Genomic DNA, 13,010 nt, shown 5'->3' on the forward strand with positions numbered 1-13,010 from the left:
GACCAACAAGTGATCCAAATGATCCATGTAGTCCAATCGGTATCAATACAACAGATTCAGATGGAGATGGTTTAACAGATTGTGAAGAAACTACAGGAATAGATGATCCGAGTACACCAGAGACCCCTACAGGTTTAAGTGATCCCGATAATCCTTGTGACCCAATCACAACTGGATGTGAAGCATCCATTAGAGTTATAAAAATCGCAGATGTGAGGGGAACTTCTTTAGGAGACAGAATTGATTATACTATAGAAGTTGAAAATACAGGTGATTTTGATTTAACAGGTATTTCATTAACAGATACATTTATTGATGCAAATGGAAATTCTATAGAGTTAACAGAAGAACCAACATTTGTAGAGGCAAACCAAGGTAGTGAAGAAGGAACACTTCTTGTTGGAGAGACTGCTATTTATCTTGCAAGCTTTATAATAAATCAAGAAGCTATTAATGCAGGAGGAGTTAGCAATAGTGTAGTCGCTACAGGTACCAATATCAATGTAGGTACTGTATCAGACATTAGTGATGATGGTAATGATTTGGATGGGAACACGTCTGATGATCCAACATTTACAGAATTAGGTTGTTTACTTGTTTTTAATGAGTTCTCTCCTAATGGAGATGGTGTTAATGATACTCTAATTATTAATTGTATTTCAAACTTTCCTAACAATAAATTAGAAGTTTATAATAGGTGGGGAAATGTAGTTTATGAGAAACAAGGTTATAACAATGATTGGGATGGAACCTCTAATGGGAGAGCAACAATAAATGCCAACGAGAAATTACCGCCTGGTACATATTATTATATTCTAGACTATGGAGATGGTTCTGAACCTAAAGTTGGATGGTTATATATAAATAGATAATAAAAGTAAATCACTAAAAAATTAAAGAAATGATACATACATCATCATATATAAAAAGTTTGATTTTAGTAGTGTTTACTGCACTATTAAGTTTTACAACAGAAGCTCAACAGGATCCACAGTATACTCAATATATGTATAATACAATGAGTGTAAATGCAGCCTATGCAGGTCAAAGAGATGTTTTAAGTGCCGCTGCATTATACAGAACTCAATGGGTGGGTATTGATGGAGCACCAAAAACAATAACATTCGGTATTCACTCACCTTTAAAAAATGAAAGGTTAGGATTAGGATTAAATATTGTTAGTGATCAATTAGGGCCAGCAGAAGAAACTAGCATAGATGCTAATTTCTCTTATACCATACCAGTTAATGAAACGGGAGATTTAGAATTATCGTTTGGTGTTAAGGGAGGTTTACATATTTTAGATACTGATTGGAGCAAGGGTTTGTTCCAGAACCCAGACAGATTATTTAATGAGAATATTAATTTAATATCACCAACATTAGGTGCAGCAATGTATTTACATTCAAATAAATGGTACATAGGTTTATCTGTGCCTAATATATTAAATACAGAACATTATGATGATTTTCAAGAGTCTATAGCCACAGAACGACTTCATTATTTTTTAATAGGAGGTTATGTTTTTGATTTGAGTGAGCGTACTAAACTAAAGCCAGCATTTTTGGTAAAAGGAGTTTCTGGAGCACCATTGATAGCTGATTTATCTGCAAACGCACTTTTTAATGATAAGTTTACTCTAGGAGTGGCATACAGATGGGATGATTCCTTTAGTGGTCTTGTGGGGTTTCAACTAAGTAACAGTTTGTTTGTAGGGTATGCCTATGATGCGACTACTACAGCTTTAAATAATTATAATAGCGGAACACACGAAGTTATGTTAAGGTTTGAATTACAACAAATAGGTAAAATTTTATCACCAAGATTCTTCTAATAAGTTACTGATATGAAAAAAAGAATATATATACTTTCTGTTTTAACGGTTTTTATGTTTGGGGTTTTAAATGCTCAAAAAGGTAAAGTTTCAACTGCAGTTAAGAAGTACGATAAGCTTTCTTATGTTGATTCTAGAGCTATCCTATTAGAATTAGCTAATAAAGAAGATGCCTCATTTGAGGTTGTGGAAAAACTAGCAAATGCATTTTATTTTAATTCAGAAATGGAAGATGCCTCTAAATGGTACGCTAAACTTATTGAAATAAGTTCCAATACCTATCCTGAAAACTATTTTAGGTATGCTCAAACTTTGAAAGCACTAGGTAAATATAAAGAAGCGGATGATGTTTTTAGAACTTTTGCTACATTAAGACCTGATGACTCTAGGGGAATAGAGTTTTTAAACAACACAAATTATCTCGATGCGATTGAAACAATGTCTCAAGATTATATTTTAGAGAATTTAGATATTAATACTTCTTTTTCTGATTTTGGAGCCTCTTTGAATGATGGTAATTTGGTTTTTGCCTCATCCAGAGATCAAGATGAGAAAATATACAATTGGAATGCACAACCATTTTTAGATATATTTGAGTTGGATGTAGAAGGGAATATTCAGGAAATAAAAGGAGATATTAACACAAAGTATCATGAATCCTCAACTGCGTATACCAAAGATGGTAATACAGTTTATTTCACTAGAAATAACTTTTTCAACGGGAAATTTAAAAAGAATAGTGAAAACACTCATGCATTAAAAATTTATAAAGCCACTTTAATTGATGGTATGTGGACAAATGTAAAATCTCTACCGTTTAATGACGATGAATATAGTGTGGCTCATCCAACCTTAAGTGTTGATGAGAAAAAGTTATATTTTGCTTCTGACATGCCAGGAACAAATGGAATGTCTGATATTTTTGTAGTAGATATAAATGAAGATGGTACCTATGGAGATCCGCTTAATTTAGGTTCAAAAATTAATACAGAAGGAAGAGAAAACTTTCCTTTTGTTAGTGATAAAGGGGTATTGTATTTTTCATCTGATGGACATTTAGGGTTAGGAGGATTAGATGTTTTTAGCATTGAAGTTAATGATCTTAAAACTGGTGTCTTAAAAAATGTTGGAAAGCCTATTAATAGTCCAAAAGATGACTTTGCTTATATTATAAATGAGACTACTCGCAAAGGTTATATTTCTTCGAATAGAAAAGGAGGTAAAGGAGATGATGATATCTATAGTTTTGAAATTCCAGATTGTAAATACGATATAACAGGTATTGTTGTAAATAAAAAAACAAGTGAAATTTTAGTAAATGCTGATATCGTACTAAAAGATGAGAATAATAATATTTTAGAATCAGTAAAGAGTGATAATTCTGGTAAGTTTGAGTTTAACTTAAGCTGTAAAGAACAAACATATATAATTGAAGCTCAGAAAGAAAAATTTGAAGATGATTTTACTGATTTTACAGTAAAAACAGGTAATAGTGGAGAAAATTTAAAACTAGCTTTAGAACCTAGTGCAGCAAAAATAGGTACAGATTTAGCTTTATTATTAAATTTAAATCCTATTTATTTTGATTATGACAAATCATTTATTCGCCCTGATGCTGAAATAGAGTTAGCTAAAGTTATTAAATATATGAAGGAGTACCCAAGTGTAAAAATTGATGTAAGATCTCATACAGATTCTCGAGGTAGGGATGCATATAACATGTCATTATCGCAACGTAGAAATAAATCTACTAGAGAATATATCATAAATGAAGGTGGTATCTCTGCAGATAGAATTTCAGGAAGGGGGTATGGGGAAACACGATTAACAAACCGTTGTTCCAATGGTGTAAAATGTTCTAAAACAGAACATCAAGCAAATAGAAGAAGTGAATTTATAGTAGTAGAAAATTAAATAACCATCAACATTAAAGAGCATCTAAATTTATTTAGGTGCTTTTTTTATTTAGTAAAACGAACAAAGCAAATAGTTTTTGTTCGTATTTTTGCTACACTATGAAAGAAGAAAAGGTAATTCTTGTTAACGAACAAGATGAACAGATAGGATTAATGCCTAAGATGGAGGCTCATGAAAAGGCACTTTTACATCGCGCATTCTCAGTTTTTATTTTTAATGATAGCAACCAGTTAATGCTTCAACAAAGAGCATTAGATAAATATCATTCTCCAGGATTATGGACTAATACATGTTGTAGTCATCAACGAGATGGAGAAACAAATATCGAGGCTGGCAAACGCAGACTTCAAGAAGAAATGGGGTTTGTTGTGGATTTAAAAGAATCTATTTCATTCATCTATAAAGCTCCTTTTGACAATGGATTAACTGAGCATGAGTACGATCATGTTTTATTAGGTAAATATAGTGGAGTACCAAAGATAAATCCTGAAGAAGTAGCTAGTTGGAAATGGATGCCTTTAGAAGAAATTAAATCAGATATTTCTTTACATCCAGAACTATACACCGCTTGGTTTAAAGTGATTTTTGATAAATTCTACCAGCATATAAATATAAATTTATGAAAGTAACCGTTAGTAGAAAAGCGCATTTTAATGCAGCACATAGGCTTTATAGAAAAGATTGGAGTTTTGAAAAAAATGATGCCGTTTTTGGAAAATGTAATAACCCTAATTTTCACGGACATAACTATGAACTCATTGCAAGTGTAACAGGTGATATAGATAAAGAAACAGGCTATGTGATTGATATGAAGGTGCTAAAAGGTATTATAAAGACTGAAGTAGAAGACGCTTTTGATCATAAAAATCTCAATTTAGAAGTACCAGAGTTTAAAGACTTAAATCCAACTGCTGAAAATATAGCAGTGGTTATTTATGATAAAATGAAGGCTAAATTAGATAGTAAGTTAGATTTAGAAATAACCTTGTACGAAACACCACGAAATTTTGTAACCTATTCAGGAAACTAAACATAACAAAGAAAACTTAGAGAAATAAAAGTAAAAGAGTTCCACAATAATTAGTTTACTATAATACTATCGCATAAAATTCATTCTAAAAATTCGATATTATTAGAAGTATATGTTTAGTTTTACAATTAATAAAAATAATAATTATGGCAAATGTAAGAGATCTTAAAAAGGATATTAATTACGTATTAGGAGATATTATAGAAGCAGTCTATATATGGGAGTATCAAAATACTGATAAGGAAACGAAAAAGAGTGAAGCTATTATAGATGAAGCTATTGAAACCTTTGACGAGTTAATTACAAAAGTAAATGATAGAAGTGTTGAAAATAAGAAAGCACATTTTAAAGCTATTAATGAAGAGTTAGAAAATAGAGGTAAATCTCTAATAGAAAAAATAAATAACCTATAGCATAGATTATTTATCTATACGATAAAAAAAGCTTTAAAACTTAGTTTTAAGGCTTTTTTTGTTCAGCAGCACTTTTCTTTCGTTCCTCTATAAACTCATGTAGTTTTTTACCGTACTTGGAATCTTGAATTTTTGGAGTTAATGATTTATTAATGGTATCCAATAGATTTATATTGGCATCGTAAATCTCAGCCAGTGCTAAGTAAGGTGAAACTTCACTATCACTATGTTTTAGAGCAAAATTTACTGTTTGAAGATATTTACTTTTTAGAAGGCTAATTTGTTTTTCTTCAACAGCATTTATAATTGCAGTATCACCAGTTTTTCTTGCTTCAAAGTTTTCTTTTATTAAATCTAAATTTCTATTATTTAAGCGAGACATTAACTTTTGATAGTCTTCAAGAATTTTTTGATGTTCAGAACCTTCAATACTGGCATCTGTTACAAATCTTTTTAAAGTAGTATTAATTTCTATAACTCCTTTATCAGCAAAAAAGTTAATCCTCTCATCTTCCTTAGAGTTTTTGTCAAGATGTAAAAAGAATAAATCTGGCTCATCTAAATTAGCATACAATTCAAACTCTGAATTACCATTTACAACAATTGAATCTTCAGTAATCAAAATGGTGTCCATTACACGTTTTAGATATACAGTTCCCTTTTTTAAACCCTTAATATTAGCTTTTACTACTAAATCCTTAGGAGTTTTAGAGCAAGCAAGAATTGATATAATGAGTAATAAAATGCTATATTTTTTCATATACATAAAGTGTAATTTGGTGCGCAAATATCTTAATAATTATTAAAAATATACTAACCACCGGTTGCAATTTTCATAAGTTCGGCACAAAGCATTGCACCATAGGTTCCAACGACATAACCAAAAACAGCAAGTAACACACCAACTGTTGCCAGAGATGGGTGGAACGCAGCTGCCACCACAGGAGCAGATGCAGCACCTCCAATATTGGCTTTACTTCCAACAGCTAAGAAAAAATATGGGGCCTTTATAATTTTAGCAACTAAAAATAATAGTCCAACGTGAATTGCCATCCAAACAAGACCAACAAAAATTAATCCTGGGTTTTCTATAATTTTGGTTAAATCCATTTTCATTCCAATGCTCGCAACTAGAATGTATATAAAAACACTACCTATTTTACTAGCACCAGCACCTTCATAGGTTTTAAACTTAGTGAATGATAATAAAATTCCAAGGAGTGTTGCAATGGTAATCATCCAAAAAAATTGTGAACCAAAAGAAGACATGGCTGAGGACTTATCTCTAATAGCTTCAAAGTTATTAGTTAAGAATTCAGAAATATTATTTGCACTAAAATGTGCAATACCAACAATAGTAAATGCAATACCAAGAATAACCATTAAATCACTTAAAGAAGGGTTTCTTGAGATTTTAGAAGCATAAGTTGATACACGTTCTTTTAAAATTTCAATAGCACTATTATCAGCTTTAAGCCATTTATCAATTTTTTCAGATTTTCCAATGCCTAATAAAAGTATGGCCATCCATATATTAGCAACAACAATATCAACAATTACCATACCCGCATAGTTATCTGTGTTAAATTCATAAATCTCTAACATAGCAGCTTGATTAGCGCCACCACCAATCCAACTACCAGCTAATGTTGCTAAACCTCTCCATACAGCATCAGGTCCTGCACCACCAACTGTTTCTGGAGATATTATGGATATTAATAAAATGGCAATAGGACCTCCTATAATTACTCCTACAGTTCCAGTTAAAAACATAATTAATGCTTTAGGACCAAGGTTATATATGGCTTTTAAGTCTATACTCAATGTCATTAGTACTAGCGCTGCAGGAAGTAAAAATCTACTAGCTATATAGTAAACTTGAGATTTATGTTTAATAACTTCTCCAGCAGCATTTGTTGAAGTCCACTCGGGAGCTATAACACCTAAGGTGGTCAATGCTCCTGGTAGCATGTATGCCATAAGAAGAGCAGGAATATATTTGTAAAACTTTTTCCAAAATGAATTTGAGCTGGAAGAGGTGTAGAACACAAACCCTAATGCTAACATGAGTAACCCAAAAACTATAGTGTCTTGAGTAAATATTGGTAGGTTTTCCATAAAAAAATAAAAAAACCTAAGATAAATAAAATATGAAAGCAAAACTTTGGCATAGTAATTGTTTTGTATAAAACAATTACACTTCAAATATTAGTTTATTGAGTGGTTACTTTAAACTTTAGAATTGTAATATCATATTTTGGTTGGTTAGTTAGAAAAAAGGCACCCATTTTTAGGTGCTTTTTTTATATCTTGAAAAACAAATCAATGCATTTCATCGATAAATAACTTCTTATCGACGAAATGTGTTAAAAAAATATGTATTTCATCGATTTTTTATGTTTTTTATCGTTTTGATTCAATTAGGTTTTTATATTTGAAATGTACTAAATAACATACTTTTTAGTTCAATGGATTAATTAATTAATATTTGCATTATGTTGTTGATGTGGAGACCCCAAATCTAGCACATAATATAAAAGCAAATTAAGAAAGAACCGGGTTTGAGGGAACTCGGTTTTTTTGTGGAATAATTCGAAAGGTAAGGTTAATTCTAGAACCAATTTGTCGCGTTGTTTTTGGAATTTGATGTAACCAGTTTTCTTGTGTAGATCCCTGCATTAACAAAACACTACCGTGTTTTAATGTAATTTTTTCCTTTAATGACTTGTCCTTTTTATGTTTAAAATGAAATGGACGTTCCTCACCAAAAGTTGCAGAAGCAATAACAGGTTTTTTACCTAATGATTTTTCATCATCGGCATGCCAACCATTACTATCTTTTCCATCTCTGTATAGGTTAGCCAAACAACTTGTAAAATAGATACTTAACTCTGTTTCAATGACTGTTTTTATTTTTAGTATGTTACCATCAAATGGTCGGGGATACATAGTTATATTGCTATAAGAATAGGGTTCTTTATTTGTAGCAAAAAATGAAGTTAATCTAGGCTGGTCGTAGGTCTTTCCAAAAACTTTTATTTTGTCTTGTAGCCAGTTAATTTCAACTTTCAAGTTTTTGAAAAAAAAGTCAGCTTCTTTTTCGCTAAAAAAGTTAGGGTAATAGATTACATCAGCATCTTTCAAATTTAATTTTTTAGCATTTAATAAACGCATAGCTTTTATTTTCTAAATTAGCACAAATCGTTTTGCAAATGAAGCAATATCTAGTTTTTTTGTTCTTACTACATGTTTTTTCAGGTCATAGTCAATTACCAGATGGATTCATATATGCTAATTCCTTAATTACAGATCTAGAAGTAGAATTAAAGTATTTAGGAACTGATAATTTTGTTGGACAACCAATTGATGGTTATAATAATAACTGTCTCATTTTAACAGAGGAGACCGTGGTTGCTTTAAAAAAAGTACAGAAAGAATTGAAAAAGCAAAATTTAGGTATTAAAGTATATGATGGCTATAGACCACAACGAGCCGTTAATCATTTTATACGATGGGCTAGAGATTTAAATGATACTATAAATAAAGCTAAATTTTATCCTAATGTTAAGAAGAGCGATTTGTTTAAGGAAGAATATATAGCATCTAGATCGGGACATACAAAAGGTAGCACTGTTGATATTACTATCATAAATATAGAAACAAAACAAGAACTTGATATGGGCAGTATATTTGACTTCTTTGGGGTACAGTCTTGGGTAAATTATAAAGACATTACAAAAGAGCAAAAGTTGAATAGAGAATTTTTACAAACCATAATGCTAAAACATGGCTTTAAAAACTATCCTAGAGAATGGTGGCATTTTACTTTAAAAGAAGAACCATTCCCTAATACATATTTTGATTTTCCAATAGAATAAAAAAAGAGTCTAAAAATTAATTTTTAGACTCTTTTTTTATTATTCTTCTGAATCCTTTTGGGGTTACAGAGATAATATATTAATCCTCAACTAAAACCCAATCTCCTTTTGAAATTAAAGGTTCAGCTTGCTTATACTTCAAAGTTTTATTTTCTCCATTTAGTACGTGTTTAATAGTAACACGTTCATTACGTCCAATTTTTGGCCTATCACGAGTAATGGTTTCAATAACTTGTTGTTGGCGTTGCATGTTTCCAGCAGCTCTATTTTGTGCAGAGCGTTCATCTAAATTAGGGATTTCCTCTTTAGATGTTTCAAACTTTTCACGTTTTCTAGTTCTAGCTTCTTGGATAGTATCTTGCGTTTCTTGAGGTAATTCTCCTTTAAATAAGAATGAAATTACATCTTTGTTAACATCATCAATCATAGCTTTAAATAATTCAAAAGCTTCAAACTTATAAATTAATAAAGGATCTTTTTGTTCGTGAACAGCTAATTGCACAGATTGCTTCAATTCATCCATTTTACGGAGATGTGTTTTCCAAGCATCATCAATAATAGCAAGTGCAATATTTTTTTCAAAGTCAGTAATTAATTGCTTACCGTTAGTTTCATATGCTTTTTCTAAATCGGTAACAACATTTAAACTTTTTACGCCGTCGGTAAAAGGCACTACAATACGCTTAAACTTATCTCGCTGATTTTCGTAAACATTTTTAATTACAGGAAATGCAATTTCAGCATTACGCTCCATTTTCTCACGATAGCTTTCAAAAGCAGTTTTATAGATTTTTGAAGTAATTTCTTGGGTTGATAGTTTCCCAAACTCTTCTTCTGAAATTGGAGAGCTCATTGAGAAATAACGAATCAATTCAAACTCAAAGTTTTTAAAGTCGTTGGCTCCTTTATTTGTTTCAGCTATACCTTCAGAAGTATCAAAAATCATGTTTGCTAAATCCACACGTAGACGTTCTCCATTCAGCGCATTATAACGACGTTTGTATACAACTTCACGTTGCGCATTCATTACGTCATCATATTCTAAAAGTCTTTTACGAACTCCAAACTGATTTTCTTCAACTTTCTTTTGTGCACGCTCAATAGATTTAGAAATCATAGAATGCTGAATTACTTCGCCTTCTTTTAATCCCATTTTATCCATCATTTTAGCAATACGTTCACTACCAAATAAACGCATTAAATTATCTTCTAGAGATACGTAGAACTGAGAGCTACCTACATCTCCTTGGCGACCAGCACGACCACGTAACTGACGATCTACACGACGTGAGTCATGGCGCTCAGTACCCACAATAGCTAAACCACCTGCAGCTTTTACTTCGTCACTTAATTTAATATCTGTACCACGACCAGCCATATTAGTTGCAATGGTTACCTGTCCAGATTTACCTGCCTGATCTACAATTTCAGCTTCTTTTTTATGCTGTTTTGCATTTAAGATGTTATGAGGAATTTTACGAATACTCAACATTTTACCAAGCAACTCTGAAATTTCTACCGAAGTAGTACCAATCAATACTGGACGACCAGCATTGGATAATTTCGTAACTTCTTCAATTACGGCATTATATTTTTCACGTTTAGTTTTATAAACTAAATCTTCACGATCATCACGAGCAATAGGACGGTTAGTTGGAATTTCAACCACATCTAATTTGTAAATTTCCCAGAATTCTCCTGCCTCTGTAACCGCAGTACCCGTCATACCAGATAATTTACGATACATTCTAAAGTAATTTTGTAAAGTTACAGTAGCAAAAGTTTGTGTTGCATCTTCTATCTTAACATTCTCCTTCGCTTCTATTGCTTGGTGTAAACCATCAGAATAACGACGACCATCCATGATACGTCCTGTTTGTTCATCTACAATCATTACTTTATTATCCATAACCACATATTGTGTGTCTTTTTCAAATAAAGCATAAGCTTTTAGTAATTGATTTAGGGTATGTATACGCTCAGATTTTACACCAAATTCCTTAAATAGTTCTTCTTTAAGTTCAGCTTCTTTTTCTTTTTCAAGATTTTGCTCTTCAATTTTTGCAACTTCAACACCAATTTCTGGCATCACGAAAAAATCAGGGTCATCTTTACCAGAAATATATTCAATACCTTTATCCGTAAGCTCAATTTGATTGTTCTTTTCTTCTATTACATAATATAATTCCGCATCAATCTTATGCATTTCACGGTTGTTATCTTGCATGTAGAAGTTTTCAGTTTTTTGTAATAACTGTTTTACGCCTTCTTCAGACAAAAATTTAATTAAAGCTTTGTTTTTAGGCATACCACGGTATACACGTAATAGTTGGAAACCACCTTCTTTATTATCTCCTTCCTTAATTAATTTTTTCGCTTCAGCTAAAACACCAGTTAAATATTTACGTTGTACACCAACAATTTCATCAACTTTAGGTTTTAATTCATTAAACTCATGGCGATCTCCTTTTGGGATTGGACCTGAGATAATTAATGGTGTACGAGCATCATCAACTAAAACGGAATCCACTTCATCTACAATAGCATAATGATGTGGGCGTTGTACCAAATCCTCAGGTGCATGCGACATGTTATCACGTAGGTAGTCAAAACCAAATTCATTATTAGTACCATAAGTAATATCAGCGTTATACGCTTTTCTCCTCGCAGCAGAATTTGGCTGATGATAATCTATACAATCTACACTCATACCATGAAACTCAAAAATAGGAGCCATCCATGCACTATCACGTTTGGCAAGGTAGTCGTTAACTGTTACTAAGTGTACGCCTTTACCAGCAAGCGCATTTAGGTATACAGGTAGTGTAGCTACAAGGGTTTTACCCTCACCCGTTTGCATCTCTGCAATTTTACCTTGGTGTAATGCAATACCACCTATTAGCTGTACATCATAATGAATCATGTCCCAAGTAATAGGTTTTCCAGCTGCATCCCAAGAATTTGCCCAGGTAGCACTATCCCCATCTAGAGTTACATAAGTTTTCTCGCCAGATATGGTTCTGTCAAACTCATTGGCTTTTACAGTAATTTGCGTATTATGTACAAAACGTTTAGCCGTTTCTTTAACTACAGCAAAAGCTTCTGGTAAAATATTATTTAATACCTCTTCAGTAACACTGTAGGCTTCATCACGAAGTTCATCAATTTTTTCATAAATATCTTCACGAGCATCTATATCTTCAGTTGTTTCGGCTTCTTCAGTAAGGTTAGAAATTTGCTCATTTATAGTAGATGTAGCTTCAGCAATTTTAGCCTTAAACTCAACAGTTTTACCTCTTAATTCATCGTGAGATAAGGCTTCAAGAGCATTTTCAAATGTTTTAATTTTATCAACTAAAGGCGAAATAGCCTTTACATCTTGTTTCGATTTGTCTCCAACAAATACTTTTAAGACTGAATCTAAAAAACCCATATTATATGTTTTTATATTTTAACTAGGTTAACCCTAGGTTTTATCATTTTAATACGCGCTTTAAAAGCGACTTTCAAAGATACATTTTGTAATACTTTTTTTTGCGGTAAAGGACAAAAAAAAAGCCTCAAATCGAGACTTTTTAACGGTTCTTTATGCTTTATTTCTAATATTCATCTTCATTCCAAAGATAATCTTCATCAGTTGGATAATCTGACCAGATTTCTTCGATAGAATCATAAGAATCACCCTCATCTTCAATAGACTGTAGGTTTTCCACAACCTCTAAAGGCGCACCAGTTCTAATGGCGTAATCTATCAATTCGTCTTTGGTGGCTGGCCAAGGTGCATCACTCAAATATGATGCTAGTTCTAATGTCCAATACATTTCTTTCTGTTTAATTTTTTGCAAAAATAATTTTTTAGTTTAAACACGCAAGAAAAAAGTGAATTAATTAATCATTAATTAAAAGAACGTATCTCTTTGTACTCAAAAACAGTCGAA

At 31.9% G+C, this 13,010-nt stretch carries 12 protein-coding genes; 7 read left to right on the plus strand and 5 right to left on the minus strand.

Annotation, left to right across the window (positions count from 1 at the left end; genetic code table 11):
- From EYD46_RS00005 to EYD46_RS00030, 6 genes are all read left to right on the plus strand, one after another.
- On the plus strand, positions 1-872 hold an 872-nt coding region (locus EYD46_RS00005), incomplete at its 5' end, for a gliding motility-associated C-terminal domain-containing protein (protein ID WP_130935005.1).
- Positions 873-901: 29 nt separating this feature from the next.
- Positions 902-1,834 (plus strand): PorP/SprF family type IX secretion system membrane protein, encoded by a 933-nt coding sequence (locus EYD46_RS00010; RefSeq protein ID WP_130935006.1) that lies wholly within the window; start codon positions 902-904, stop codon positions 1,832-1,834.
- Positions 1,835-1,846: 12 nt separating this feature from the next.
- Positions 1,847-3,748, plus strand: coding sequence for an OmpA family protein (locus EYD46_RS00015; RefSeq protein WP_130935007.1), 1,902 nt, complete (start codon positions 1,847-1,849; stop codon positions 3,746-3,748).
- Positions 3,749-3,849: 101 nt separating this feature from the next.
- Positions 3,850-4,374, plus strand: coding sequence for an isopentenyl-diphosphate Delta-isomerase (gene idi, locus EYD46_RS00020; RefSeq protein WP_130935008.1), 525 nt, complete (start codon positions 3,850-3,852; stop codon positions 4,372-4,374).
- Positions 4,371-4,781: a 6-pyruvoyl trahydropterin synthase family protein gene (locus EYD46_RS00025; protein WP_130935009.1), complete on the plus strand. Its 411-nt coding sequence runs from the start codon at positions 4,371-4,373 to the stop codon at positions 4,779-4,781. Before idi ends, EYD46_RS00025 begins: the two co-directional genes overlap by 4 nt.
- 146 nt (positions 4,782-4,927) lie before the next feature.
- Positions 4,928-5,194 (plus strand): hypothetical protein, encoded by a 267-nt coding sequence (locus tag EYD46_RS00030; RefSeq protein ID WP_130935010.1) that lies wholly within the window; start codon positions 4,928-4,930, stop codon positions 5,192-5,194.
- Between the two features lie 46 nt (positions 5,195-5,240).
- Here EYD46_RS00030 and EYD46_RS00035 read toward each other — a convergent pair whose 3' ends face one another.
- The 3 genes from EYD46_RS00035 to EYD46_RS00045 all read right to left on the minus strand — a co-directional run bounded on the left by EYD46_RS00035 (position 5,241) and on the right by EYD46_RS00045 (position 8,368).
- Positions 5,241-5,954 carry a DUF4369 domain-containing protein gene (locus EYD46_RS00035; RefSeq protein ID WP_130935011.1) on the minus strand — a complete coding sequence of 238 codons (714 nt, stop codon included), beginning with the start codon at positions 5,952-5,954 and terminating at the stop codon, positions 5,241-5,243.
- 53 nt (positions 5,955-6,007) lie between these two features.
- Positions 6,008-7,312, minus strand: a complete 1,305-nt coding sequence (locus EYD46_RS00040) for a DUF819 family protein (protein WP_130935012.1) — start codon at positions 7,310-7,312, stop codon at positions 6,008-6,010.
- A 426-nt stretch (positions 7,313-7,738) separates the two neighbouring features.
- A complete protein-coding gene (locus EYD46_RS00045) occupies positions 7,739-8,368 on the minus strand; it encodes an alpha-ketoglutarate-dependent dioxygenase AlkB family protein (RefSeq protein WP_130935013.1) in 630 nt (209 codons plus the stop codon).
- 38 nt (positions 8,369-8,406) lie between these two features.
- On the opposite strand from EYD46_RS00045, the gene EYD46_RS00050 reads away from it, so the two are divergent.
- Positions 8,407-9,072, plus strand: a complete 666-nt coding sequence (locus EYD46_RS00050; RefSeq protein WP_130935014.1) for a M15 family metallopeptidase — start codon at positions 8,407-8,409, stop codon at positions 9,070-9,072.
- Positions 9,073-9,151: 79 nt separating this feature from the next.
- On the opposite strand, the gene secA is transcribed toward EYD46_RS00050, so the two are convergent.
- Together secA and EYD46_RS00060 are read right to left on the minus strand one after the other, a co-directional pair.
- Positions 9,152-12,505, minus strand: a complete 3,354-nt coding sequence (secA, locus tag EYD46_RS00055) for a preprotein translocase subunit SecA (RefSeq protein WP_130935015.1) — start codon at positions 12,503-12,505, stop codon at positions 9,152-9,154.
- A gap of 166 nt (positions 12,506-12,671) precedes the next feature.
- Complete coding sequence (locus EYD46_RS00060) at positions 12,672-12,893, minus strand: DUF2795 domain-containing protein (RefSeq protein WP_019387375.1); 222 nt, start codon at positions 12,891-12,893, stop codon at positions 12,672-12,674.
- Positions 12,894-13,010 lie beyond the last annotated feature (117 nt).

Source organism: Hyunsoonleella pacifica (genome assembly GCF_004310335.1).
GTDB classification, from domain to species: Bacteria; Bacteroidota; Bacteroidia; order Flavobacteriales; family Flavobacteriaceae; genus Jejuia; species Jejuia pacifica.